The organism is Geodermatophilus sabuli, assembly GCF_010686765.1.
Taxonomy (GTDB): Bacteria; Actinomycetota; Actinomycetes; order Mycobacteriales; family Geodermatophilaceae; genus Geodermatophilus; species Geodermatophilus sabuli_A.
Window position 1 is genome coordinate 103681 of record NZ_JAAGWF010000009.1, and the last position, 25258, is coordinate 128938.

The window sequence follows — 25258 nt, forward strand, 5'->3', positions numbered from 1 at the left end:
ACCATGACCGATCCCTTCCAGTACGCCCCGGCGCCCGAGTCACGCTCGATCGTCGACATCGCGCCGTCCTACGGCCTGTTCGTCGACGGCGAGTTCGTCGACGGCACCGGCGAGTCGTTCAAGACGGTCAACCCGGCCACCGAGGAGGTGCTCTCCGAGGTCGCCAGCGGCACCGCCGAGGACGTCGACCGCGCCGTGCGGGCCGCCCGCCGGGCGTACGCCCGCGTGTGGGGGCCGATGCGCCCGGCCGACCGCGGCAAGTACCTGTTCCGCATCGCGCGGCTGCTGCAGGAGCGGGCGCGCGAGTTCGCCGTCCTCGAGTCGCTGGACAACGGCAAGCCGATCCGCGAGTCGCGCGACGTCGACGTCCCCCTGGCCGCGGCGCACTTCTTCTACCACGCGGGCTGGGCGGACAAGCTGGACTGGGCCGGCCTCGGCCCGGGCCCGCGGCCGCTGGGGGTCGCCGGCCAGGTCATCCCGTGGAACTTCCCGCTGCTGATGCTGGCGTGGAAGGTCGCTCCCGCGCTGGCCACCGGCAACACCGTCGTCCTCAAGCCGGCCGAGACCACCCCGCTGTCCGCGCTGCTGTTCGCGGAGGTGTGCCGGCAGGCCGACCTGCCGCCCGGCGTGGTCAACATCGTGACCGGCGCCGGGGACACCGGCCGGGCCGTCGTCGAGCACCCGGACGTCGACAAGGTCGCGTTCACCGGCTCGACCGAGGTGGGCCGCTCCATCGCCCGCGCCGTGGCCGGGACCGCCAAGAAGCTCACCCTGGAGCTGGGCGGCAAGGCGGCCAACATCGTCTTCGACGACGCCCCCATCGACCAGGCGGTCGAGGGCATCGTGCAGGGGATCTTCTTCAACCAGGGCCACGTGTGCTGTGCCGGCAGCCGGCTGCTGGTCCAGGAGAACGTGCACGACGAGGTGATCGCCTCGCTGCAGCGGCGGATCGGCCGGCTGCGCGTCGGGGACCCGCTCGACAAGAACACCGACATCGGCGCGATCAACTCCGCGGAGCAGCTGGCCCGGATCCGCGAGCTCACCGACATCGGGGAGGCCGAGGGGGCGCAGCGCTGGCAGCCGGCCTGCGAGCTGCCCGAGCGCGGCTTCTGGTTCCCGCCGACGGTGTTCACCGACGTGTCCCCCGCGCACCGGATCGCCCGTGACGAGGTGTTCGGCCCGGTCCTGTCGGTGCTCACCTTCCGGACGCCGGACGAGGCGGTCGCCAAGGCGAACAACACGACCTACGGGCTCTCCGCCGGCATCTGGACCGAGAAGGGCTCGCGGATCCTCAAGATCGCCGACCAGCTGCGCGCCGGCGTGGTCTGGGCCAACACCTTCAACAAGTTCGACCCGACGTCGCCGTTCGGTGGCTACAAGCAGTCCGGCTACGGCCGCGAGGGCGGCCGGCACGGACTGACCGCCTACCTCCAGGGAGCTGACAGGCCGTGAGGATCGCAGCGAGCGCCGGCGAGCGAGGGCCGGAGCGGCCCATGGACACAGGAGCGACGAACTCGTGAACGACCGGCTGGCCGTGCGCAAGACCTACAAGCTCTACGTCAACGGGGCGTTCCCGCGGTCGGAGTCCGGCCGCACCTACGAGGTGACCGACGCCAAGGGCCACTTCCTCGCCAACGCCGCCCGCGCCTCCCGGAAGGACGCCCGGGACGCCGTCGTCGCCGCCCGTGGCGCCTTCGCGAAGTGGTCCGCCGCGACCGCCTACAACCGCGGCCAGGTGCTCTACCGGGTGGCCGAGGTGATGGAGGGCCGGCACGTCCAGTTCTGCGAGGAGGTCGCCGCCGGCGAGGGCCTGTCCCAGTCCAGGGCCCGCGCCGCGGTGGACGCCGCGATCGACCGCTGGGTCTGGTACGCCGGGTGGACCGACAAGCTGGGCGCGGTCCTCGGCGGCGCCAACCCCGTCGCCGGCCCGTACTTCGACTTCTCCCTGCCCGAGCCCACCGGGGTGGTCGCCGTCCTGGCGCCCCAGCGGTCCTCGCTGCTGGGCCTGGTCAGCGTGCTCGCACCGGTGCTGGCCGGCGGCAACACCGCGGTCGTCGTGACGTCGCACCAGCGCCCGCTGCCCGCGGTCACCCTCGGCGAGGTCCTGGCCACCAGCGACGTCCCGGCCGGGGTGGTCAACCTGCTCACCGGGGACGCCGGTGAGATCGGCCCCTGGCTCGCCGAGCACGACGACGTCGACGCCGTCGACCTCACCGGCGCCCCGGCCGCTCGGGCGCTCGAGCTCGAGCGGCAGGCCGCCGGCAGCATCAAGCGGGTGGTGCGCCCGCCGGCCGAGGAGCCGGACTGGGCCGCCGACCCGGGGCTGTCCCGGCTGACCCCGTTCCTGGAGACCAAGACCGTCTGGCACCCGATGGGCCTCTGAGCGGGGCAGCGATACCGGCCTGCGGGCACCGGGGCTCACCCGGCAGGATGTCCGGGTGGCCAGGCCCAGCATCGTCCCGATCGCCCTCACCGTCGACGACCGAACCGGCTACACCCTGTGGGCGCCGCCGTGGGAGGAGGACGGCGAGGAGTGGCAGGCGTTCCTCGGCACGTCCGAGGGCGACACCGCCAGCGTCCACCTCTTCCCGTCCCCGGCGGCACTGGCGGCCTTCTGCCGCAGCCGCACCGACCACGACCTGGCCGATCACCCGGTCTGGCCGGTCGTCGCCGGCCTGGGCGCGGACGACCTCACGCCGGACGACGACCACCGCTACGACCTCGACGGCGTCTACGACATCGCCGCGGAGAACCCCGACCGGTGGGCCGTGGAGGAGCTGGCCGCGACCGTCGACATCGTCAGCCGGCTGGCCGAGTGCCTGGACGTCGGTGACGAGGAGGACGACCTCGACGACGAGCTGACCGACGTGGGTGACGACCGGGACGTCGACGCCGACGTCGACCTGGACCGCCGTCCGGGCAGCGAGGTCGAGCGGGGTGGGGAGTTCGGCGCGCTGGCCGACCTGGTCGCGCGCCCGGAGGTCGGCTCGCTCGGGCTGGGTGTGGACGCCTTCGTCGGCCGGTCCGGCGAGGACGCCTGGCTCGGTGTCGGCGGCGCCCTCGACGACCTGTGGGAGGACGTCCTCGAGGAACTCGGCGCCCACCTGGACTGGACCGGTGGCGGCACGGTCGGCGTCGCGGACTACCCGTCGGCCGCCGAGGCCGAGGACGCCGACGAGGACGACGGGCTCGAGGACGACGCCCCCACCGCTGCCTCCAGCGCCGCTGCGACCGTGCCCGCCGCCGCGGCGGCGCCCGGGGTGAGCAGGATCGCCCGCCCCGGCCGGGTCGCCGCCACCCCCGCCGAGGTCGCCGCCGCCGCGGGGTTCTGGGAGGGCGTCGGCATCCTGCCCGTGGAGGTCGTCGTCCCGGAGGGCGCCGGGCTGACCCTGCGCTGCTACGTCGACGACCGGGCGCGCTTCCTGGGGCGCAACGGTGAGGTCTACCTCTTCCCCTCCCCGGCCGACCTGGCGCGGTTCTGCGCCGGCGACGAGGAGCACGACCTCACCGAGATCGCCTCCTGGCCCGACGTGGCCGACACGGCGACCCCGCCGCTGCCCGCCGACGAGGACCGCTACGACCTGACCTCGTTCGGCGAGGTGCTGCGCGAGGTCGCCGACGGCGCGGCCGGGCTGGTCGAGCACCGCGCGCTGGTCCAGCCGGTGGAGGGCGCACGGGACATCGCCGAGTACGCGGGTCTCGCCCGCGTCGACGAACTGCTGCGCCCGACGCAGCCGCTGGGACGGGCGGTCGCGCTGGCCGAGCGGCAGACCGGGGCGCCGCTGCGCGCGGAGGACGCCGCCGCCCTGCGGCCCGCCTGGGACGAGCTGGTCACCGCGGTCAGCGGAGCCCTGGTCTTCCGCGACTGAGCGGACCTCCTGCGGCGGGGCCACCGCCGCCCACGTCGTCGGCGGCGCGTCCACGACGGACGATCGACGACGGACGGCGCGGGCAGGACAGACGGCAGCGGCCGGCCCCGGGATCCGGGACCGGCCGCTGCCGTGCCGCCCTCCTGCACCCCACCGCCGGCGTGCGCAGGGGGTGCAGGAGGGTCCTGCGTCAGCTGGAGAAGTCCGCCGAGCGGTTGGGGCGTCCGCCCTGACCGCGGTAGCCGCCGGGGCGACGGTCGCCGCCCCCGCGGCGCTCGCCGGAGCCGGACCGCTCGCCGAACGAGCGCTCCCCGGTGGGACGGTCGCCGTCCCGGCGGGGCCGGTCGCCGTAGGGACGGCGGGGCCGGTCACCGTCGCGGCGCGGGCGGCCGCCGGGGCCACCGCCGCCACGACGCATGTCGCGCTGGGTGCGCTCCTTGGGCTCCACCGGGACACCCGCGGCGACCAGGTCGAGGATCGGCTGGTCGCCCGGACGGGTCCGGTCGATGGCCGGGTCGACCTTGGCCGTGCGGAACCGGCGCTTGGCCTGGCCGACCTGGTCGGGCAGGAGCAGGGAGACGACGACCCCACCGGCACCGGCGCGGGCCGTGCGGCCGGAACGGTGCAGATAGGTCTTGGCGTCCGTCGGCGGGTCGTAGTGCAGGACCAGCGAGACGTCGTCCACGTGGATGCCGCGGGCGGCGACGTCCGTGGCGACCAGGACCGGCGAGCGGGCGTCGGTGAACTCCTCCAGGGCGCGCTTGCGCGCGGACTGCGGCAGTCCACCGTGGATGGCCTCGGCCTTGATCCCGGCGGCCTGGAGGTTCTCGGCGAGCCGGTCCACGCCCATCTGGGTGCGGGCGAAGACGATCGTGCGGCCGGGACGGCCGGCGAGCTCCGTGGCGACCTGCAGCTTGTCGCGGAACGCCAGGGTGAAGGCAAGGTGCTCGGCCGGCGGGGCCTCGCCGCCGGGGCGGACGACCTCGTGCCGGGCGGGGTCCTTGAGGTAGCGGCGGACCAGCGAGTCGACCTCGCCGTCCAGCGTCGCCGAGAACAGCAGGCGCTGGGCGTCGCGGGCGGTCTGGTCGAGCAGCTCCTTGACGACCGGGAGGAAGCCCAGGTCGGCCATGAAGTCGGCCTCGTCGAGGACGGTGACGACGACGTCGGCGAGCGTGGCCTCGCCCTGGCTGATCAGGTCCTGCAGCCGGCCCGGCGTCGCGATGATGACGTCGACGCCGCGGCGCAGCTGCTGGATCTGGCGGTACATGGGGGCACCGCCGTACACGGCGACGAGCTGGACGCCGATGGCCTGGCCGAGCGGGGCCAGGGCGTCGTGCACCTGCTGGGCCAGCTCGCGGGTGGGCACGAGCACCAGACCGCGCGGGGTCCGGCGACCGTTCTTGACCTCGGCACCGACGCGGGAGAGCAGCGGCAGGCCGAAGGCCAGCGTCTTGCCCGACCCGGTGGCGGCCTTGCCGAGCACGTCGCGGCCGGCCAGGGCGTCGGGCAGGGCCGACGTCTGGATGGCGAACGGGCGGTGGATGCCACGGCGCTCGAGCGCCGTCACCAGCGGCTGCGGCAGGCCCAGCTGGCCGAACGTCGGGCCGGCGGGGGCCTCGACGGCGTTCTCGGTGGTGTTCTCGATGAGGGTGTTCTCGACCTCGTTCGACTCGAACGAGACAGGGTGGACCAAAGACATGCGGGGTGGGGCTCCGATACAGCTCGGAGCGCGTCCCGTGAACGAGGAGGAGGCACCGTCAGGTACCGGCGTCCTCACTTGGCGATCGTGTGCGCCCAGGGATGGAACGCGTGATCTGCACGGATGCGCTCGTGCCCGGACCAACCGTCCGGGAGGATGACCGGCCTGTGTGCCGGTACACCCAGGTTAGCAGCGCCGGCCGCCGGGCTGTTCCCGGCCGGGACGTGGGTGCGGTCACCCTGCGTCAGCCCGCAGTCCCGCGAAACCCGGCCGGACGACGTCGACCAGCAGCCGGGCCCGCTCGGCGTCGGGGAGGAAGGCGGCGGCCAGTGCACGCTCGGTGACCGTCTGGACGTCGTCCCAGTCCCAGCCGAAGGTGGTCGCGACGGCGGCCAGCTCACTGGTCGCCGAGACGCCGCTCATCAGCCGGTTGTCGGTGTTGAGCGTGACCGCGAACCCGAGTCGGTGCAGCCGGTCGACCGGGTGCTCGGCCAGCGAGGCGTACGCGCCGGTCTGCACGTTGGACGACGGCGCGACCTCCAGCGGCACCCGGGCGTCCAGCACCCGCTGCGCGACGGGGCCGAGGGTGCCGTCGGCGGCCACCTCGTCGGCGATGCGGACGCCGTGGCCGAGCCGCTCGGCGCGCGCGCCGTCCAGTGCCGCCCGGATGCTGTCGGCCCCGGCCGCCTCGCCGGCGTGGACGGTGCGGTGCGCGCCGGCGTCGTCGAGCCGGGCGATCGCCGAGGGGTGCCGGTCGGGCGGGAAGCCGTCCTCGGGGCCGGCCAGGTCGAAGCCCACCACCCCGGTGTCGCGGTAGCGGACCACGAGGCCGGCGACCTCGTCCCACCGGTCCTCCTGCCGCATCGCGCACAGCAGGGTGCCCACGGTGATCGGTGTCCCGACCGCGGCGGCGTCGCGGCAGCCCTGCGCGTACCCGTCCAGCATCGCCTCGACGGCGGCCTCGATCGGCATGGCGGGGGTCAGCAGCTCCGGCGCCATCCGGACCTCGGCGTGGACGACGCCGTCGGCGGCCAGGTCCAGGGCGCACTCCCGGGCCACCCGCTGCACCGCCTCCGGGGTCTGCATGACGCCGACGGTGTGCGCGAACGTCTCGAGATAGCGCACCAGCGACCCCGAGTCGGCGGCCGTGCGGAACCAGCGGCCCAGCGCGTCCGCGTCGTCCGCCGGCAGGTCCCGGTAGCCGGCCTGGTCGGCGAGCTCGAGCACCGTCTGCGGCCGCAGCCCGCCGTCCAGGTGGTCGTGCAGGAGGACCTTCGGAGCGCGGCGGAGGGAGGCGACGTCGAGCGGTGCAGGCACGGCGCAGACGCTACCGAGCGTCCCCGGTCACCCCTCTGGCGGACTTTCGGCGCCGGGAGTCCGCCGGGGTCCCGGCCTCAGTCGGAGCCGCGGTCCTGCCAGCGGAAGGTCAGCACGCAGAGCACCAGGCCCGCCACGCACCACCCGCCGAGCACCAGGGCGACGCGGCCGAGCTCCCACGTCCCGGCCGGCTCCTGGGCGGCCAGCACGTCGGGCAGGAACACCGAGCGCAGGCCCTGCGCCATCCACTTCAGCGGGAAGAACGAGGCGATCGTCTGCATCCAGACCGGCACCTGGCTGAACTGGAAGAAGACGCCGGAGATGAACTGGAGCACCAGCGCGATCGGCGTGATCATGGCCGAGGCCGAGCGGCCGTTCTTGGCCAGGCTGGAGACGGCGATGCCCAGCAGCGTGCACGCCGCCGACCCCAGGACGGCGACCCACGCGAAGGTGAACCAGTCGCGCCCCGACGGCAGCGGGACGCCGTAGGCCAGCCGCCCCACCGCCAGCAGGATGGCGATGATCAGCACCGTGACGGCGAGGACCTGCACGACCTTGCCGACGAAGTAGGCGCTCTTGGGCATCGGGGTGCCCAGCAGGTGCTTGAGCGTGCCGTCGGAGCGCTCGGTGGCGATGCTGATCGCCATGTTCTGCAGGCTGCTGCCCAGGATCCCGGCAGCGACGATGCCGGCCATGAAGTACTGGGTGAAGCTGACCCCGCCACCGATGTCGTAGTCGAGGACCGCCCCGAAGACGACCAGCAGGATCACCGGGAAGGCGAGGGTGAAGACCACCGACTCCCGCTGCCGGAAGAACTCCTTGAGCTCCACGGCCGACCGCGAGCGGTAGACGCTGGTCACCGACGGGAGGGCGACCTCGGTCCCGCTGACCGTGGCTGTCACAGGGTGTCCCCGATCATCCGGAGGTAGACGTCCTCGAGGGTCGGCCGGGCCACGGCGAGGTCGGGCACCTCACCGGGGAAGCGGGCCGAGAGCTGCTGGACGAACGCGGTGGGCGTCGGCGTGGCCTCGCTGCGCCGGACGCCGTCCTCGGTCCAGGTCACCACCGCCGGCGCGTTCCCCCGCCCACCGAGGGTCGAGGGGACGGCGACCTCGACCAGCCGCCCCCGGGCGATGACGCCGACCCGGTCGGCCAGCGCCTCGGCCTCGTCCAGGTAGTGGGTGGTGAGCAGCATCGTGGTGCCCAGGTCGCGGAGCGAGCGGATCAGCGACCAGAACTGCCGGCGCGCCTCGGGGTCGAAGCCGGTCGTCGGCTCGTCCAGGAACAGCAGCGTCGGGCGACCGACGATGCCCAGGGCGACGTCCAGACGGCGCCGCTGGCCACCGGACAGCGACCGGCCCCGGGCACCGGCCTTCTCGGTGAGCCCGACCAGCTCGAGCACCTCGTCGGGGTCCCGGGGTTCGGGGTAGTAGGACGCCTGCGCGCCCAGCAGCTCCCGGCAGGTGAGCTGGCTGTCGCCGGCGCCGGACTGCAGCACGATGCCCAGCTGCGCCTTCCACCGCCGGGTCGCGTGCGCGGGGTCGGTGCCGAGCACGCGGACCTCGCCGCCGTCCCGGGTCCGGAAGCCCTCGCAGATCTCGACCGTCGTCGTCTTGCCGGCGCCGTTGGGACCCAGCAGGGCGAAGATCTCACCGCGCCGGATGTCCAGGTCCAGCCCGTCGACGGCGGCCGAGTCGCCGTAGCGCTTCACCAGGCCGCGCACGGAGATCGCCGCGTCGGGGTCGATCGGGGCGCTCGGCGGGAGCGTGCCGGCAGCCGGCACCGTGGACGAACGGGTCACGAGCTGACAGTGTCCTCCACGACCCTGTGGCCCCGATCAGGCCCCGTCCGGAGGTTCGCCCCGGGCTGGCGAGGGTGAGGGGGACGGGGTCCTCTCAGATGCGGTCCAGGACCAGGGGCAGCGGGACGTCGTCGGTGTCCACGCCGACCGCACCCTCCAGGGCCGCCAGGGCGCGCGGGATGCGCGAGGGGTCGTCGGTCTGCAGCTCGAGCAGCGGCTGACCGGCCGTGACCTGCTCCCCCACCCCGGCGGTCCAGACGACGCCGGCCGCGGCCGAGACCGGGTCCTCCTTGCGGGCCCGCCCGGCGCCCAGCCGCCACGCCGCCACCCCGAGGGCGTAGGCGTCCAGCCGGGTGAGCGTGCCCGTCGCCGGGGCGGTCACCACGTGCCGCTCCGCGGGCTGCGGCAGGGGCGCGTCCGGGTCCCCGCCCTGGGCGGCGATCATGCGCCGCCACACGTCCATGGCGCGGCCGTCGCGCAGCGCCTCGGCCGGGTCGACGTCGGGACGCCCGGCACCGGCCAGCATCTCGCGGGCCAGCGCCAGGGTCAGCTCGACGACGTCGGCCGGCCCCCCGCCGGCCAGCACCTCGACCGACTCGGCCACCTCGACGGCGTTGCCGGCGGCGCGGCCCAGCGGGCGGTCCATCGCCGTCACGAGCGCGACCGTCCGCACGCCCGCCGCCTCACCCAGGCCGACCATCGTGCGGGCCAGCTCGCGGGAGGCCTCCGGGTCCTTCATGAACGCTCCGGAGCCGGTCTTGACGTCCAGCACCAGCGCGTCGGCGCCCTCCGCGATCTTCTTGCTCATGATCGAGCTGGCGATCAGCGGGATCGACTCGACGGTGCCGGTGACGTCGCGCAGCGCGTAGAGCTTCTTGTCGGCGGGCGCGAGGTCGTGGCCGGCCGCGCAGATGACCGCACCGACGTCCCGGAGCTGCTGGAGGTAGGCCTCCTCGTGCACGTCGGCCCGCCACCCGGGGATCGCCTCGAGCTTGTCCAGCGTGCCGCCGGTGTGCCCGAGCCCGCGGCCCGACAGCTGCGGCACGGCCACCCCGCAGGCGGCAACCAGCGGCGCCAGCGGCAGCGTGGTCTTGTCGCCCACGCCGCCCGTCGAGTGCTTGTCCGCGGTGGGCCGGCCCAGCGAGGAGAGGTCCTTGCGCTCACCGGAGTCGATCATCGCCTGCGTCCAGACGGCGAGCTCGTCGGCGGTCATGCCGCGGAAGAACACCGCCATGAGGAGCGCGCTCATCTGCTCGTCGGGCACGGCGCCGTCGGTGTAGGCCTGGATCACCCAGCGGATCTGGTCGGCGCCGAGGGGGACGCCGTCCCGCTTGGCCCGGAGGACGTCGATCGCGTCCATCAGGCCTGTCCCCGCTCAGCCGCGGCCGTGCCCTCGGCAGACCGCGTGGCGGCAGCCGTCAGGTCCTCGGGGCCGAAGGCGTCGGGCAGGACCTCGCGCATGGGCACGATGCCCAGCGACACGGTCTCGATGAGCATGTCCGCTCCCCCGTGCTCCCACAGCAACTGCCGGCAGCGCCCGCAGGGCATGAGCGGCTGCCCGTCGCCACCCACGCAGGCCACGGCCACCAGCCGGCCGCCGCCGGTGCGGGCCAGCTCGCTGACCATCCCGCACTCGGCGCACAGGCCCACCCCGTAGGAGGCGTTCTCCACGTTGCAGCCGGTCACGACGCGACCGTCGTCCACGAGCCCGGCCACGCCGACCGGGAAGTTCGAGTACGGCGCGTAGGCGTGCGTCATCGCCTCGCGGGCAGCGCTCCGCAGCGCGTCCCAGTCCACCCGCACCGCCGCTCCCGGCTCGTCCACTAGTGCTCTCCTCGTCGGTAGACCAGACCGTCGGCCTTGGGCATCCGCAGCCGTTGGGAGGCCAGCGACAGCACCAGCAGGGTGGTCAGGTGGGGGGTGAAGAAGACGATGCCGGCCGGCAGCCGGTCGATGGTGAGGAAGCCGACCAGCGACGCGGCCGCGAACGCCCCGGCCAGGACGGCCTGCACCAGCTTGCGCTGCACCACCTGGTAGACCGCCACGGCGGCGAGCAGGACGGCGACCAGCAGCAGCAGCGCGACCACCGCCGTCCGGCTGCGCAGCTGCAGGGCGTCGGCGAACCCGAACAGGCCGGCGCCCGCGGCCAGGCCACCGGGCCGCCAGTTGCCGAAGATGAGCGCGGCCAGCCCGATGAACCCGCGGCCGCCGGTCTGGCCCTCGCGGTAGATGTTGGCGATGAAGACGAGGAACACCCCGCCGAGGCCGGCCAGCGCCCCGGAGATCACCACCGCGATGTACTTCAGCCGGTAGACCGGCACCCCGAGGCTGTCGGCGGCCGCCGGGTTCTCCCCGCAGGACCGCAGCCGCAGGCCGAACGCGGTGCGCCACAGCACCAGGTAGGCCGCGGGGACCATCAGCACCGCCACCAGGGTGAGCACGCCCACGCCGCTGGTCAGTCCGCGCAGCAGCGCGGCGAGGTCGCTGATCAGGAACCAGTGCCGCTGCTCCAGGTCGCCGACCAGGTCGGGCCCGGAGGACAGCACCGGGAGGGAGAACTCCGGCGGCTGGCTGGACAGCGGCGGGGACTGGGCCGCGCCACCCCCGGCGGGGTTGTCGATGTAGATCAGCTCGGAGAGGAAGCGCACGATGCCGGCGGCGAGGATGTTGATCGCCACCCCGGAGACGACGTGGTCGACCCCGAAGGTGACGGTGGCGATCGCGTGCAGCAGGCCCCCGACCGCGCCGAGGACCAACCCGCCCAGCACGGCGGCGCCCCAGCCCCACTGGTAGCCGGCCCAGCCAGCCCCCCAGGTGCCGAGGATCATCATCCCGTCGAGGCCGATGTTGACCACACCGGCCCGCTCCGAGAACAGGCCGCCGAGCGCGGCCAGCGCGATCGGCACGGCCAGCAGCAGCGCGGCGGCGATCGTGGACGACGAGGTCAGCTCCTGCTCGCCGGAGATCACCCGCACCGCGGAGACCAGCACGAAGACGGCGAGCACCAGCCACAGCAGCCGGCGGGAACGACCGCCGCCGGTGAGCAGGTCGGTGATCGGCCCGCGGCTCGGGCGCGCGTCCGGAGTGGTCGTCGCGGTGCTCATGCCTGCGCTCCCTGCTGCTCACCGGCGACGGGGGTGGCGGCTCGCCGTCCGCCGTCCGGCCCGTCGCCCGTCGGCGAGTCCCCGCCGCCCCCGCCGTTCCCGTCGGGGGGTGGGGCCGCGGCCGAGGAGCCGGCCCGCTCGGCCGACCGCAGGGCGAGCCGGCGGGCGATCTCGTTGGCGATGACGACGGCGAGCACGATCGTGCCCTGGATGATCGTGACCACCGAGGACGGGATGTCGGCGAACTGCAGCGGCAGGGCGGCCCGGTCGAGGAAGGCGAACAGCAGCGCGGCCACCGCGATGCCGAGTGGGCTGTTGCGCCCGAGCAGTGCCACCGCGATGCCGAGGAACCCGAGACCCGCGGTGAACTCGGTACCGAACTCGTGCGCCTCCCCGAGCAGCTCGGGCAGCCCGATCAGACCCGCGACGGCCCCGGAGAGCAGCATCGTCTTGACGACCATCCCGCTGGCGTCGACACCGCTCGCCCGCGCCGCCGACGGCGAGAGGCCGGTGGCCCGCAGGTCGAACCCGAACCGGGTCCGCTTGAGCAGGACCGAGAGGAGGATGCCGACGACGGCCGCGACGAGCAGGAAGCCGTAGAGCTCCGAGCGTGGCTCGGCCAGTCCGAGTCCGGTGAGCAGGCCGTTCAGGCTCGGGAACCAGCCCGACTCCGGGATGGTCTCGGTCGTCACGATCGACTGCCCCTCGGCGCTGCCCCGCAGCGGGCCGGTGAGCAGGAACGAGGCCGTGCCCAGCGCCACGAAGTTGAGCATGATCGAGCTGATCACCTCGCTGACGCCGCGGGTGACCTTGAGGACGCCGACGATGCCGGCCCACAGGGCGCCCACCACCATCGCCACGACGACGATCAGCAGCACGTGCAGCGGCCCCGGCAGCGTGACGGCCGCGCCGACGGCGGCGGCCAGGATGGTGGCCAGCCGGTACTGGCCCTCGACGCCGATGTTGAACAGGCCCATCCGGAACGCGATGGAGACCGCCAGGCCCGCGAGGAACAGTGGCACCGCGCGGTTGAGGATGACGACGATCGACTGGGTCTGCTGCGACGGGGTGTCGCCGAGGTCGGCCACCACCCGCAGCGCGCCGAAGGGGTCCTCGCCGATCAGCGCGATGACGATCCCCGAGACGACGAGGGCGACGAGGATCGCCAGCACCGGTCCGAGCAGGGCCAGCCCCGTGCGGCGGAGGCGGTTCACGCCGCACCCGCCGTCGTCCGGGCGCCGGTCATGTAGCCCCCCAGTTCCTCGGGCGTGACCCGGGACGGGTCGACGGTCGCGACGAGGGCGCCGCGCAGCATGACGTGCAGGGTGTCGGACAGGCCGATCAGCTCGTCGAGGTCGGCGGAGACCAGCACGATCCCCAGCCCCTCGGCGCGGGCGTCCTTGAGCAGTTCCCAGATGACGGCCTGGGCGCCGACGTCGACACCGCGGGTGGGGTGCGCCGCGATCAGCAGCCGTGGGGAGGCGCTCATCTCACGGCCCACGATCAGCTTCTGCTGGTTGCCGCCGGACAGCGCCACGGCCAGCGTGTCCGGCCCCGGGGCGCGGACGTCGTACTCCCGCATGATCCGGCCGGTGTCGGCCCGGGCACCGCGGCGGTCGAGGAACCAGCCCTTCACCGCGGGCGGGCGGGTCTGGTGCCCGAGGATGCGGTTCTCCCAGAGCGGCGCGTCGAGCAGCATGCCCTGCCGGTGCCGGTCCTCGGGGATGTAGCCGACCCCGGCCTCGCGGCGGCGGCGGGTGGACCAGGCGGTGACGTCCTCCCCGCCCAGGGAGACCGTCCCGGCGACGAGCGGGCGCAGGCCCATGATCGCCTCCACCAGCTCGGCCTGGCCGTTGCCCTCGACGCCGGCGATGCCGACCACCTCGCCCTCGCGGACGGTCAGGGTCACGTCGTCGACGAGGGCGCGCCCCCCGGCGTCGGCCACGGTCACCCCGGAGAGCTGCAGGACCGGGGCGTCCCGGACGGTGGAGGTGCGGGTCTCGGGGGTCGGCAGCTCGGCGCCGACCATCATCTCGGCCAGCTCGCGCGAGGTCGTCGTCCGCGGGTCGGCGGTGCCGACGGTCGTGCCGCGCCGGATCACGGTGATCGAGTCGGCGACGCGACGGACCTCGTCGAGCTTGTGCGAGATGAACAGGACGGTGAGTCCCTCCCGCTTGAGCTCGGCGAGGTTCCCGAACAGCTCGTCGACCTCCTGCGGCACGAGGACGGCGGTGGGCTCGTCGAGGATCAGCGTCGTGGCCCCGCGGTAGAGCACCTTGGCGATCTCGACCCGCTGACGGTCGCCCACCCCGAGGTCCTCGACCAGCTCGTCGGGGTCCAGGTCGAGGGCGTACCGGTCGGAGATGTCCAGGATCCGGCGCCGGGCCTCGGCGCGGTCCAGCCGGCCACCCTTGGTCGGCTCGCTGCCGAGCACGACGTTCTCCAGGACGGTGAAGTTGTCGGCCAGCATGAAGTGCTGGTGGACCATCCCGATGCCCGCGTCGATCGCGTCGGCGGGACTGCGGAAGTGTACCTCGCGGCCGTGCAGCAGGACCTGGCCCTCGTCGGGCCGGTGCATCCCGTACAGCGTCTTCATCAGCGTCGACTTGCCCGCGCCGTTCTCGCCCACGATCGCGTGCACCTCGCCGCGGCGGACCCGCAGCTCGATGTCCTTGTTGGCCACCACGCCGGGGAAGCGCTTGGTGATGCCGCGCAGCTCGACGGCGAGCGGCTCCGCTGCGCCGTCGTCCGCACCGCTGCCCGCCGGGACGCCGGCGGTGGCCCTGTCTCCTGGGGGCATGGTGGGCCCTCTCCCTCGCTGCGCCCCCGCGGGTGTGCGGGGCGCGTCCACTCTGCTGCATCGGCGGTGCGGGATCGACCGCTGCCGCCCTCCCCGGCCCGCCGCATGATCGCGGACGGGCCGGCACGGCGAGAGGCCGGGCCCCTCCGCCGACGACAGCGGGCCCGGGGCGCGTGCGCTCCCGGACCCGCTGTCGGTCCTCCGCCGTTCAGGCCGGCGTCACGGGGTCGTGGGGACCTCGATGTCGCCGTCGATGATCTGCTGGCGGTACCCGTCGATCTCGCCCTGGATGTCGTCGATGAAGCCGCCCGTGGTGGCCAGGCCGACACCGTCGCTCTCCAGGTCGTAGAGCAGGTCGGTGCCGCCCTCGACGTTCCCGTCGACGAACGACCCGACGAAGGCCGTGACGGCGTTGTCGACCCGCTTGAGCATCGACGTCATGATCACCGCCTGCAGGGCCGGGTCGTCGACCGTCTGGTACTGGTCGGAGTCGACGCCGATCGCCCGCGCGCCGGCGGCGGCCGCGGCCTGGAAGACGCCGGTGCCGGAGCCGCCGGCGACCTGGAACACGATGTCCGCGCCGCCCGAGTACATGCCCTGCGCGAGGATCTGCGCGCGCGCCGGGTCGTTGAAGCCCGAGAAGTCGCCGGCCGGCGAGATGTACTGGACGTCGACGGCGATGTTCGGGTTCACCGTGGTGGCCCCCGCCTCGTAGCCCGCCTGGAACGTCTGGATCAGCGGCACGTCCACGCCGCCGACGAAGCCGATCCGGCCGGTCTCGCTCTTCAGCGCGGCGGCCACGCCCGCGAGGAAGGAGCCCTGCTCCGCCGCGAAGATCAGCCCGGTGACGTTGTCACCCTTGCTGGTCCCGTCGGGGAGCTCGAAGGAGCCGTCGACCTGGGCGAAGGTCGTGTCCGGGAAGTCGGCGGCGACGTCGGCGATGATCTCGTCGTAGGCGAAGCCCACGGCGATGACCGGGTTGTAGCCCTGCTCCGCGAGCTGGGCGAGCAGTTCGGCACGGTCGGAGCCGTCCTCGTTCGGGGTGACCTCGCGGTACTCCCCGCCGAACTCGGCGATGGCCGCCTCGGCGCCGGCGAAGGCGGAGTCGTTGAACGACCGGTCGCCGCGGCCGATGGCGTCGTAGGCCAGGCCGATCTTCAGCTCCTCGGCCGCGGCGCCCCCGCCGCCGCCACCACCGGAACCGCTCTCCGGCTCGTCGCTGGCGCAGGCCGCCAGGGCCATGCTGCCGGCCAGCAGCAACGCCGCGGCCTTCATCCTCCGCGCTCGGCGCACGACGGTCTCCTCTCTGGGGGGACGGGCCGGCGCGCGTTCCGCGGTGGCCCCTCCCGTGGGGTCGGCAGCCGCGCGCTGCCGGCCGGGCCGGGGTGGCCGGCCCGCGCGGAACGCGCGACCTGGGCACGCTAACCGCGTGCGGCGGCCGCGCCGCCACCCCGGAGGGAGACCGAGACGCGATCGTTGCGAAGGCGCGGGACCTCAGTGGCCTGGGCCACCACCAGCGCGAGGAGGAGCGGCGCACCGGTCGGGGCTAGCGTCTGTCGGGTGCGAGGACGGTCGGTGGCAGCGCGGCTGGCGGCCGCCGTCCTCACCGCGGGCCTCCTGCTCACGGGCGGTGCCGGCGCCGCGCTGGCCGAGGCCCGTCCGACCGTCGACCCCGCCGCGCCCACTCCCACGGCCCCTGATCCCGGCGGACCGCCGCAGGGCACCGGCCCCGGCGGGGTGACCGTCGGCGGAGCCGCACTCGACACCCGCGGCACCGTCGTCACCGACGGGGCACCGGCGCTGCCCGACGGGATCACCGCGGCCGGCTGGCTGGTGGCCGACGCCGGCAGCGGGGCGGTGCTGGCCGCCCGCGACCCGCACGGCCGCCTGTACCCGGCCAGCACGTTGAAGACCCTGACGGTGCTGACCCTGTTCCCGCGCCTGGACCCGACAATCGTCGTCGAGGGCACCGTGGAGGACGAGCAGGTCGAGGGCAGCCGCGTCGGGCTGGTCGCCGGCGGGCGCTACCCGGTGTCGCTGCTGTTCGAGGCCCTGGTGATGCAGTCGGGCAACGACGCGGCCAACGCGCTGGCCCGCGCCGCGGGCGGTCTGGAACCGACCCTGCAGGCCATGAACGAGACCGCGGCGGCGATCGGCGCGTACGACACCGTGGCCGGGACGCCGTCCGGGCTGGACCTGGCCGGCCAGACCTCCTCCCCCTACGACCTGGCGCTGGTGTTCCGCCGGCTGGTCGACGACCCCCGCACCGCGGCGCTCCTGCGCACGCCCGTCGCGCAGATGCCGCCGATCGAGGGCCGCTCCCCCGGCTACCAGATCCAGAACCAGAACCCGCTGCTGACCACGTACCCGGGCAACCTCGGCGGCAAGACGGGCTTCACCGACGCCGCCCGGCACACCTTCGTCACCGCCGCGGAGCGGGACGGGCGCCGGCTCGTGGTGAGCGTGATGGGCACCGAGAACGTGCCGCTGCGGGCCGCCGACCAGGCCGCGCTGCTGCTGGACTGGGGGTTCGCCGTCCCCGCCGCAGCGCGCGGTGTGGGCGTGCTGGTCGACTCCGCCGCCGACGTCCCGCCCGCACCGTCGCCGACCGCACGGCGGCCGGCGCGGACGACGGCGCCGGCTCCGGCCGACACCGGCGTCGGAGCCACCGCCGCGGGCCCCGGCGGGTCCCTGCCGCTCGCGCTGGCGCTGTGCGGCGGCGCGGTGGCCATCGTCGTCGCCACCGCGGTCGGCCGGCGGCGGGCGGTGCACCGCGTCGCGCCCACCCGCCCCCGGGGCGCGGAAGACCGGGTCAGCCGTCGGCCGGGGGGACCACCGGCGCCAGGCGCGCCGGGACCTCGGGAGACGCCGCCTGGACCCGGGCCAGGGTCGCCGTCCACGCCGCGGTGAAGAAGGCGAACCGGCAGACGATGTTGAGCCACACCAGGATGCCGACCGCGCCACCGAAGGCCGACGCGGTGACGCTGCCGGAGATCAGCGAGAGGTAGAGGCTGCCGAGCAGCTTCATCCCCTCGAACCCGAGCGCCCCGAACAGCGCGCCGGGGAGCAGTCGGCGCACCGGGTGCGAGGTCGCGGGCACCACCTTGAGCAGCCACAGGAAGACGACGACGTCGGTGGCGACCGCCAGGGCCAGGCCGATCACGGCGGTCAGCAGGAACAGGCCGGGGGCGCCGTCGAGACCGAGCAGGTCGAGCGTCCAGGACGTGGCCTGGGTGACCCCGCCGGTCAGTCCCAGGCTGACCAGCCCGGCGGCGCCGAGCGCGACGAGGGCGAGCAGGTCCTGCAGGTTGTCCCGGAGGAACTCGGGTTCGTCGGCCCGGCCCTTCCAGATCCGCTCCATGCCGACCCGGAGCTTGTCCATGGCCCGCAGCCCGGCGTAGACGAAGCCGACCAGGCCGATCACGCCCACCACACCGGCCGAGCCCACCGCCCCACGCAGCTCACCCACGATCTGCCGTCCGGTGGACCCGGGGAACGCGTCCCGGATCGCGGCGTAGAGCTCGTCCTGCAGCAGCGCGTTGCCGGCCAGCACCAGGCCGATGACCGAGGCGACGAGCAGCAGCACCGGGACGAGTCCCAGGAAGACGAAGTAGGTGACACCGGCCGCCATGAGGTCGCCCTGCGTCCGCTGGTAGCGGCCGCCGGCGCGGGCCAGGTGGTCGAACCACGGACGGCGCCGGCGCTGCCCGGCGACCAGCGCCTCCCACCGCTCACCGAGAGCCGTGACCCGGGACCAGCGCCCCGGGGGCGGAGCCGCGGGCGGCACGGGCCGCTCGGTCCTGGTGGCGCTCACCCGGCCGAGTCTGCGGGCAGACCGCGCCCGGCGCGCCCCGGCGGCTCCGTCCCGGGCGTTCGAGGGGTGTGGCCCTCCTGCAGGGTCCCGCTCCGAGCTCGCGAGCGGCAGGGGGCAGGTGGCCCCGTCCAGGGCACCGCCCCGAGCCTGCGAGGGGTGGGGAGGACGGGGCCCTTCGTCAGCGGGACGGGCCGCTGAGCGGGTACTCGCGCGCGACGGCCCAGCTGCCGTCGGCGACCTGCTCGAACTCGGTGAAGTGCGCGACGCGGAACTGGGCGGACAGGTCGGCCAGACCCGAGTAGGCCAGGTCGAGCATGTCCGGCGGGACGTCGTGGGCGACGGTGATGTGCGGGTGGTACGGATAGGACAGCGACCGGGCCAGCGGGCCGCAGCGCACGTCGTTGGCGATGAGCTCGCAGTTGCCGATGCCGCGGGCCACGGTGACGAAGACGACCTCCGAGACCGGCGAGAAGGTGCCGGTCCCCGACAGGTGCATGTCGAAGGGCGGATGCGTGGAGGCGACGGCCTCGAGGTGCGCGCTGATCGCCGGCCGGTCGGCGACGGCCACCTCGGTGGGCGGGAGCAGGGTGACGTGCGGCGGCACGAGGCTGGCCTGGGGGTCACCCACCTTGGTGCGCCAGTCGAGGAACAGCTGGGCCCACGGCTCCGGGATCGGCACGACCACCCCGAGGACGGCGGTCTCCGGGGTCGTGGGCCGGTTGCGCGGCACGAACGTGTCGTCGTTCACGGCCGCGCTCCGGGCGGAGGGAGGAAGCCGACGCGGTCGTAGGCGTCGGCCACGGTGCCGGCGGCGACCTCCCGGGCGCGCGCGGCTCCCGCGGCCAGCACCCGCTCCAGCTCCGCCTGGTCGTCCAGCAGCTCCCGGGTGCGCTCGCGCACCGGCGTCACGAAGTCGACGACCACCTCGGCCAGCTCCTTCTTGAGGTCGCCGTACCCGCGGCCGGCGAAGCGCTCCTCCAGCTCGGCGACCGTCGTACCCGACAGGGCGCTGTGGATGGTGAGCAGGTTGGTGATCCCGGGCTTCCCCACCGGGTCGGCCACCACCTCCCGGCCGGTGTCGGTCACCGCGGACCGGATCTTCTTCGCGGTCACCTTCGGGTCGTCGAGGAGGAAGACGCAGCCGGCCGGCGGCAGGCTCTTGCTCATCTTCTTGTCCGGCGACTGCAGGTCCATGACCCGGGCCGCGCCCGCCGGGATGATCCCCTCGGGCAGCGGGAAGGTGTCGCCGAAGCGGCCGTTGAAGCGCGTCGCCAGGTCGCGGGTGAGCTCGAGGTGCTGGCGCTGGTCGTCGCCGACCGGCACCTGGGCGGCGCGGTAGACCAGGATGTCGGCGGCCATGAGCACCGGGTAGGTGAACAGCCCGACCGAGGCCGCGCCGGTGCCCTCCCGTTGGCTCTTGTCCTTGAACTGCGTCATCCGGCCGGCCTCGCCGAAGCCGGTCAGGCACTCGAGCACCCACGACAGCTGCAGGTGCTCCGGTACGTGGCTCTGCACGAACAGCGTGCTGCGCGCCGGGTCGACGCCGAGGGCCAGCAGCTGGGCAGCCGACACCAGGGTGTTGCGACGCAGCTCTTCCGGGTCCTGGGGCAGCGTGATGGCGTGCAGGTCGACCACGCAGTAGAAGCTCTCGGTGGTCTCCTGCAGCTGCACCCACTGCCGCAGCGCACCCAGGTGGTTCCCGAGGTGGAACGAACCCGCCGTCGGCTGGATGCCGGAGAGCACACGGGGAAGAGACACGTCGGCCATCAAACCAGTCGCCGGGGGGCCGCCGCGCCGCACCTGCCGAACGTCCTCGTCACGACCGGCGGTTCACCGGGCGATGGTGACCGAGCGCACCTCGTCGAGCGCGGCGAGGAAGGCGTCGTCCTCCTCGGGGGTGCCGACGGTCACCCGGATGCCCTCGCCGGCGAAGGGCCGGGTGATCACCGCACGCTGCTCGAGCGCCGCGGCCAGGCCGGCGGCCTCCTCCCCCACGGCCAGCCAGACGAAGTTCGCCTGGCTGTCGGAGACGTCCAGGCCGCGCTCGCGCAGCGCGCTGGTGAGCCGGTCGCGCTCGGCGGTGACCGCCGCGCAGCGCCGGCGCACCTCGTCCTCGCTGGCCAGGGCCGCCACGGCCGCGGCCTGGGCGAGGCTCGAGACGCTGAAGGGCACGTGCGTCTTGCGGACCGCGTCGGCGACCGCAGGGTCCTCGGCGACCAGGTAGCCGACCCGGAGACCCGCCAGCCCCCACGCCTTGGAGAAGGTCCGCAGCACGGCCACGTTGGGGCGCCCGCGCATCAGCTCGATCCCGTCGGGGACGTCGGCATCGGTGACGAACTCCCGGTAGGCCTCGTCCAGGACGACGAGCGTGTCGGCGGGCACGGTGTCGAGGAACCGCTCCAGCTCCGCCCTCCGGACCGCCGTCCCCGTGGGGTTGTTCGGGTTGCAGACGAAGACCACGCGGGTCGTGTCGTCCACCGCCGCGGCCAGCGCCTCGAGGTCGTGGGTGTCGGCGGGGCCGCCGGGGCGCCCGGGCGCCAGCGGCACCTGGACGGCCCGCGCGCCCGCGACGCGGGCCAGCAGCGGGTACATCTCGAACGATCGCCAGGCGAAGGCGATGCTCGTACCCGGGTCGTTGAACGACTGGGCCAGCTGCTGGCAGAGCATGACCGCGCCGCAGCCGGTCACGACCTGGGCGGGGTCGACGCCGTAGCGCTGCGCCAGTGCCGAGGTGAGGACGACGGCCCCGTTGTCGGGGTAGCGGTTGGCCTCCGCGGCAGCGGCGGCCAGGGCCTCGACGACGGCCGGCAGCGGCGGGAACGCGACCTCGTTGCTGGCCAGCTTGACCGCCCGGGCCACGCCGATCTCCCGGGCGAGGTCGGCGGGGTTGCGCCCCGGCCTGTAGGCGGGGAGTTCCTGCACCGCCGGTCGTGCGCTGACCACTGCTCTGCCTCCTGACCGCGCGCCCCGGCGCCGCCGGTCCCTAGGGTGGACGCATGCGCGTACTCGTCGCCGGTGGAGCCGGCTACATCGGCAGCGTAGTCACGGCGGCCCTGCTGGCGGACGGCCACGAGGTGACCGTCCTCGACGACCTCTCCACCGGCCACGCGGACGCCGTCCCGTCGGGGGCGACGTTCGTGCAGGCGTCCCTGCACGACTCGGCGCCGGTGCTGGCCGACGTCCGGCCGGAGGCGGTGCTGCACTTCGCGGCCAAGAGCCTGGTCGGCGAGTCGCAGGTCAAGCCCGAGATCTACTGGGACACCAACGTCGCCGGGTCGCTGGCGTTGCTGGAGGCCATGCGCGCGGCCGGCTGCCGCCGCATCGTCTTCTCCTCCACGGCCGCCACGTACGGCGAGCCCGCGCAGGTGCCCATCCGCGAGGACGCGCCGACCCGCCCCACCAACACCTACGGCGCCAGCAAGCTCGCCGTGGACGCGATGCTCACGTCCTACGCCACGGCGTACGACTTCGCCGCGGTCAGCCTCCGCTACTTCAACGTGGCCGGCGCCGCCCACGGGCTGGGTGAGCGGCACACCACCGAGACGCACCTCATCCCGATCGCGCTGCAGGTGGCGGCCGGGACCCGCGAGGCGATCACGGTCTACGGCGAGGACTACCCGACGCCGGACGGCACCTGCATCCGCGACTACATCCACGTCTCCGACCTCGCCGACGCGCACCTGCTGGCACTGACCGCCCCCGCGCCGGGCGAGCACCGCGTCTACAACCTGGGCAACGGCACCGGCTTCTCCGTGCAGGAGGTCGTGGACGCCGTCCGCGAGGTCACCGGTCATTCGGTGCCGGTCGTCGTCGGCCAGCGGCGGGCCGGCGACCCGGCTCAACTGGTCGCCTCCAGCGAGCGGATCCGCAGCGACCTCGGGTGGGAGCCGCGGCACACCGACCTCGCCGGCATCGTCCGCGACGCCTGGGAGACGGCGCAGAAGCGCGCCTGAGCGAGGACCCCTCGGCCCCGCCGAGGGGTCGCGGGGTCCTCGCTCAGCCCGCGGTGGGGCCGCTCGACGCCGGTTCGGTCTCGGTCGCCCCGCTGACCGACAGGCGGGCGATCCTCCGGCCGTCCAGCTCGAGCACGGTGAGCGTCCGGCCCTCGACGTCGACGGTGTCCCCCACGTCGGGCAGCCGGCCCAGCTCGGCCAGGACGTACCCGGCGACCGTCTCGTAGGGCCCCTCCGGCAGCCGGAGGCCGGTCACCTCCTCGAAGTCGTCGAGGTTGAGCAGCCCCTCGACCTCGTGCGGCCCACCCGGCAGCTCGTCGGAGCCCGCGGCCACGTCCTCGTCGTACTCGTCGTAGATCTCGCCGATGACCTCCTCGATGAGGTCCTCGAGGGTCACGATGCCGTCGGTGCCGCCGTACTCGTCGACGACGATGGCCAGGTGGTGGTTCTCCCGCCGCATCTCCGACAGCGCGGTGAGGACGCCGGCGGTACCGGGCAGCCGCTTCACCTCGCGTCCGAGGTCGCCGACGGTCGCCGCCCGGCCCGCGGGGTGGTTGGGCAGGAACAGGTCGCGCACGTGGACGAAGCCCACGACGTCGTCCTCGTCGCGGCCCACCACCGGGTAGCGGGAGTGGCTCGAGTCGTGCACCTGACGGGCGGCGCGGCTGGCGGTCATCGACGCCTCGAGGAAGTCCACCTCGGTGCGCGGCGTCATCACCTCACGGACCTCGCGGTCACCGGCGCGGAAGACCTCGTCGATGAGCCGGCGTTCGTCGCTGCTCAGCGACTCGTGGGCGGCGACGAGGTCGCGCAGCTCCTCCTGGCTGATCGCCTCACCGCTGGCCTTGGGGTCACCGCCGAGCAGCCGGACCAGCACGTTCGTCGACACCGACAGCAGCCAGATGACCGGCCGGAACAGCTTGGCGATGGCGTTCAGCGGAGCGGCCACGAGCAGCGCGAACCCCTCGGCCCGCTGCAGCGCCAGCCGCTTGGGCGTGAGCTCGCCGACCACGAGGGACAGGTAGCTGATCGCCAGCGTGACGACGACGAACGCCAGCGTCCCGGCGAGGCTGCTGCCGAGCCCGAGGCGGGTCAGCCAGTCGCCCAGCGGCTCGGACAGCGTGCTGGCGCCGAAGGCGGCGGAGAAGAAGCCGGCGAGCGTGACGCCCACCTGGACCGCGGCGAGGAACCGGTTGGGGTCGCTCAGCAGGCGGGCGACGGTGCGGCCCCGCCGGCCTCGCTCGGACATCGAGCGGACCTGGGACTCCCGCAGGCTCACCAGCGCGATCTCGGCGCCGGCGAAGGCACCCCCGACCAGCACGAAGACCACGACCATGACGATGTCGAGCCAGACGTCGCTCACCGGCGGCGCGCTCCTCGGTGTGTTCGTTGTCCCGGACGCCCACCATGCTGCCCGTCATCGGCCTGGCGGCCTACCGGAGGCCCCTCTCGAGGGTTGAGTCGAACCAAACGTGAGCTGTGCCACATCTGACTGTCCGTGGTGACGGAAGTGCGGTTAGTCTTCGTCGACAGTAACGATTCGTGATCCAGCAACTCGTGAGGGTTACCCCGTGCATCACACCCCGGCGGGACCCCCGCTGTCTTCCCGGCTCGCCGCCACCCTCGGTCGCTGGTCCTCCGTCCTGCGCCGCGTCCTCCGCCTGCGCCAGCTCCTGCCCGTCCTCGTCGTGGCCGGGGCGGTCGCCACCATCGCCCTCGCCGTCCCGATGGTCTCCAGCGCCATGACCGGCGCCTCTGATCCCGTCTCGCTCGAGTCGACCGCCGCGACGGCCGGTGCGCCCGTCGACGGGTCGCCGTCCACCGCGGACCCCGGCACGGGGGCTGACGCGGGTGCGGGCTCCGGCGGCACGGTCCAGTTGGGAGTCGACGGCGTCCCGACGCCCGCGCCGGATGCGCCGGTCACCGCGCCCGCGCCGGAGGTGCCGGCCCCGGCTGCGGTCGAGGAGCCGACGCCCGAGGCCGACGTCCCGGCCCAGGAGGACACCGCCCCGGCGCCTGCCCCGGCCCCCGCCGCTGTCGAGAAGCCCCAGCCCGCTCCGGCTCCGGCCCCGGCCCCGGCTCCGGCTCCCGCTCCGCGCGCGACCGCGGCCGCGGCCGCCGCACCGGCCGATCCCACCGCCGAGGGGCAGGTGCTGGCGCTGGTGAACCAGGAGCGCTCGGGTGCCGGCTGCGCGCCACTGGTGGCCGACGGAGGCCTCGCCGGCGTCGCCCGGGCGCACAGCGCGGACATGCGCGACCGCGACTTCTTCTCGCACACCAACCTCGAGGGCCTCTCACCCTTCGACCGCGCCGAGAAGGCCGGCATCACGAACTCGCGGGCGGAGAACATCGCCTACGGCCAGCCCGACCCGGCCGCGGTCATGAAGGCCTGGATGAACAGCGCCGGGCACCGTGCCAACATCCTCGACTGCAGCCTGCGCACGCTCGGCGTGGGCATCGCGGAGGGCCCGGGCGGCCCCTGGTGGACGCAACTCTTCGGCTCCTGAGGGCCCCGCGCGTTCCCCGACGTCGACGACTTCGGGGGGACCGCACCTGCCGACGACCCTCGTCGCGCTGCCCCCCCGGAGTCGCGGCGCGGCACAGCGCGCACCTGCGCGACCAGCGCCACCGGGTCGCGCAGGTCGGCGGCTGCGACGTGCAGAGGGCGGGAAGGGCGAGGTCCACCCGCGCCACGAACCGGCCCTGATCGGTCCGCACGGTGGACTGCGGGACGGCGACGAGCCCGGCCAGCGCGAGGACGACACGCAGTCGCGACTCCTGCTGCGACTGCGCGCGAGCATCCGTGGGATCCACCGACCGCTGCGCTCGCCGCCCCCCGGCGGCCGACCACCACGGCGGCAGCGTCGAGCAGCTCCCCGCGACTCACTGCGGTCCGCCGGA

General features: G+C 74.3%; 21 protein-coding genes. 6 read left to right on the forward strand and 15 right to left on the reverse strand.

Features of this window, described 5'->3' with window-relative positions; genetic code table 11:
- Window positions 1-3: 3 nt before the first annotated feature.
- The 3 genes from GCU56_RS09165 to GCU56_RS09175 all read left to right on the forward strand — a co-directional run bounded on the left by GCU56_RS09165 (window position 4) and on the right by GCU56_RS09175 (window position 3869).
- Window positions 4-1452 (forward strand): aldehyde dehydrogenase family protein, encoded by a 1449-nt coding sequence (locus GCU56_RS09165; protein WP_163481404.1) that lies wholly within the window; start codon window positions 4-6, stop codon window positions 1450-1452.
- Window positions 1453-1516: 64 nt separating this feature from the next.
- Entirely contained in the window at window positions 1517-2383 is an 867-nt protein-coding gene (locus GCU56_RS09170; protein ID WP_163481406.1) for an aldehyde dehydrogenase family protein, read from the forward strand.
- Between the two features lie 55 nt (window positions 2384-2438).
- Window positions 2439-3869, forward strand: a complete 1431-nt coding sequence (locus GCU56_RS09175; protein ID WP_163481408.1) for a hypothetical protein — start codon at window positions 2439-2441, stop codon at window positions 3867-3869.
- A gap of 190 nt (window positions 3870-4059) precedes the next feature.
- Here GCU56_RS09175 and GCU56_RS09180 read toward each other — a convergent pair whose 3' ends face one another.
- The 10 genes from GCU56_RS09180 to GCU56_RS09225 all read right to left on the reverse strand — a co-directional run bounded on the left by GCU56_RS09180 (window position 4060) and on the right by GCU56_RS09225 (window position 15883).
- On the reverse strand, window positions 4060-5568 hold the full coding sequence (locus GCU56_RS09180; RefSeq protein ID WP_163481409.1) for a DEAD/DEAH box helicase: 1509 nt from the start codon (window positions 5566-5568) through the stop codon (window positions 4060-4062).
- Window positions 5569-5802: 234 nt separating this feature from the next.
- Window positions 5803-6885 (reverse strand): adenosine deaminase, encoded by a 1083-nt coding sequence (locus tag GCU56_RS09185; RefSeq protein WP_163481411.1) that lies wholly within the window; start codon window positions 6883-6885, stop codon window positions 5803-5805.
- Between the two features lie 77 nt (window positions 6886-6962).
- Window positions 6963-7787, reverse strand: a complete 825-nt coding sequence (locus tag GCU56_RS09190; RefSeq protein ID WP_163481412.1) for an ABC transporter permease — start codon at window positions 7785-7787, stop codon at window positions 6963-6965.
- Window positions 7784-8686, reverse strand: a complete 903-nt coding sequence (locus GCU56_RS09195; protein ID WP_345771742.1) for an ABC transporter ATP-binding protein — start codon at window positions 8684-8686, stop codon at window positions 7784-7786. The genes GCU56_RS09190 and GCU56_RS09195 overlap by 4 nt, the downstream gene beginning before the upstream one ends.
- 94 nt (window positions 8687-8780) lie before the next feature.
- Complete coding sequence (locus tag GCU56_RS09200) at window positions 8781-10046, reverse strand: thymidine phosphorylase (RefSeq protein ID WP_163481414.1); 1266 nt, start codon at window positions 10044-10046, stop codon at window positions 8781-8783.
- The gene (locus GCU56_RS09205) at window positions 10046-10510 is read right to left on the reverse strand and encodes a cytidine deaminase (protein ID WP_163481416.1); all 465 of its coding nucleotides are present in this window, start codon (window positions 10508-10510) and stop codon (window positions 10046-10048) included. Before GCU56_RS09205 ends, GCU56_RS09200 begins: the two co-directional genes overlap by 1 nt.
- Complete coding sequence (locus tag GCU56_RS09210; protein ID WP_163481418.1) at window positions 10510-11790, reverse strand: ABC transporter permease; 1281 nt, start codon at window positions 11788-11790, stop codon at window positions 10510-10512. Before GCU56_RS09210 ends, GCU56_RS09205 begins: the two co-directional genes overlap by 1 nt.
- On the reverse strand, window positions 11787-13004 hold the full coding sequence (locus GCU56_RS09215; protein ID WP_163481420.1) for an ABC transporter permease subunit: 1218 nt from the start codon (window positions 13002-13004) through the stop codon (window positions 11787-11789). Before GCU56_RS09215 ends, GCU56_RS09210 begins: the two co-directional genes overlap by 4 nt.
- Window positions 13001-14590 (reverse strand): ABC transporter ATP-binding protein, encoded by a 1590-nt coding sequence (locus GCU56_RS09220; RefSeq protein WP_163481422.1) that lies wholly within the window; start codon window positions 14588-14590, stop codon window positions 13001-13003. The genes GCU56_RS09215 and GCU56_RS09220 overlap by 4 nt, the downstream gene beginning before the upstream one ends.
- Window positions 14591-14809: 219 nt before the next feature.
- A complete protein-coding gene (locus GCU56_RS09225) occupies window positions 14810-15883 on the reverse strand; it encodes a BMP family lipoprotein (RefSeq protein ID WP_345771743.1) in 1074 nt (357 codons plus the stop codon).
- A 282-nt stretch (window positions 15884-16165) separates the two neighbouring features.
- Here GCU56_RS09225 and GCU56_RS09230 point away from each other — a divergent pair, with 282 nt between their 5' ends.
- The gene (locus GCU56_RS09230; RefSeq protein ID WP_163481424.1) at window positions 16166-17500 is read left to right on the forward strand and encodes a serine hydrolase; all 1335 of its coding nucleotides are present in this window, start codon (window positions 16166-16168) and stop codon (window positions 17498-17500) included.
- On the opposite strand, the gene GCU56_RS09235 is transcribed toward GCU56_RS09230, so the two are convergent.
- From GCU56_RS09235 to hisC, 4 genes are all read right to left on the reverse strand, one after another.
- The gene (locus GCU56_RS09235) at window positions 17403-18404 is read right to left on the reverse strand and encodes a YhjD/YihY/BrkB family envelope integrity protein (protein ID WP_163481426.1); all 1002 of its coding nucleotides are present in this window, start codon (window positions 18402-18404) and stop codon (window positions 17403-17405) included. The genes GCU56_RS09230 and GCU56_RS09235 overlap by 98 nt on opposite strands.
- A gap of 178 nt (window positions 18405-18582) precedes the next feature.
- Complete coding sequence (locus GCU56_RS09240) at window positions 18583-19152, reverse strand: 2'-5' RNA ligase family protein (protein WP_163481428.1); 570 nt, start codon at window positions 19150-19152, stop codon at window positions 18583-18585.
- A complete protein-coding gene (trpS, locus tag GCU56_RS09245; protein WP_163481430.1) occupies window positions 19149-20171 on the reverse strand; it encodes a tryptophan--tRNA ligase in 1023 nt (340 codons plus the stop codon). The genes GCU56_RS09240 and trpS overlap by 4 nt, the downstream gene beginning before the upstream one ends.
- A gap of 63 nt (window positions 20172-20234) precedes the next feature.
- Window positions 20235-21347: a histidinol-phosphate transaminase gene (gene hisC, locus GCU56_RS09250; RefSeq protein WP_163481432.1), complete on the reverse strand. Its 1113-nt coding sequence runs from the start codon at window positions 21345-21347 to the stop codon at window positions 20235-20237.
- A gap of 53 nt (window positions 21348-21400) precedes the next feature.
- Here hisC and galE point away from each other — a divergent pair, with 53 nt between their 5' ends.
- Window positions 21401-22357 carry a UDP-glucose 4-epimerase GalE gene (gene galE / locus GCU56_RS09255; protein ID WP_163481434.1) on the forward strand — a complete coding sequence of 319 codons (957 nt, stop codon included), beginning with the start codon at window positions 21401-21403 and terminating at the stop codon, window positions 22355-22357.
- A gap of 43 nt (window positions 22358-22400) precedes the next feature.
- On the opposite strand, the gene GCU56_RS09260 is transcribed toward galE, so the two are convergent.
- Window positions 22401-23720: a CNNM domain-containing protein gene (locus GCU56_RS09260; protein ID WP_163481436.1), complete on the reverse strand. Its 1320-nt coding sequence runs from the start codon at window positions 23718-23720 to the stop codon at window positions 22401-22403.
- A gap of 208 nt (window positions 23721-23928) precedes the next feature.
- On the opposite strand from GCU56_RS09260, the gene GCU56_RS24565 reads away from it, so the two are divergent.
- Entirely contained in the window at window positions 23929-24864 is a 936-nt protein-coding gene (locus GCU56_RS24565) for a CAP domain-containing protein (RefSeq protein ID WP_345771744.1), read from the forward strand.
- Window positions 24865-25258: the final 394 nt, after the last annotated feature.

Bases quoted from the DNA above. Each gene is read 5' to 3' on its own strand.
- GCU56_RS09180 (WP_163481409.1), bottom strand. From the start codon at position 5,568: ATGTCTTTGGTCCACCCTGTCTCGTTCGAGTCGAACGAGGTCGAGAAC.
- trpS (WP_163481430.1), bottom strand. From the start codon at position 20,171: ATGGCCGACGTGTCTCTTCCCCGTGTGCTCTCCGGCATCCAGCCGACG.
- galE (WP_163481434.1), top strand. From the start codon at position 21,401: ATGCGCGTACTCGTCGCCGGTGGAGCCGGCTACATCGGCAGCGTAGTC.
- GCU56_RS09200 (WP_163481414.1), bottom strand. From the start codon at position 10,046: ATGGACGCGATCGACGTCCTCCGGGCCAAGCGGGACGGCGTCCCCCTC.
- GCU56_RS09220 (WP_163481422.1), bottom strand. From the start codon at position 14,590: ATGCCCCCAGGAGACAGGGCCACCGCCGGCGTCCCGGCGGGCAGCGGT.
- GCU56_RS09210 (WP_163481418.1), bottom strand. From the start codon at position 11,790: ATGAGCACCGCGACGACCACTCCGGACGCGCGCCCGAGCCGCGGGCCG.
- GCU56_RS09165 (WP_163481404.1), top strand. From the start codon at position 4: ATGACCGATCCCTTCCAGTACGCCCCGGCGCCCGAGTCACGCTCGATC.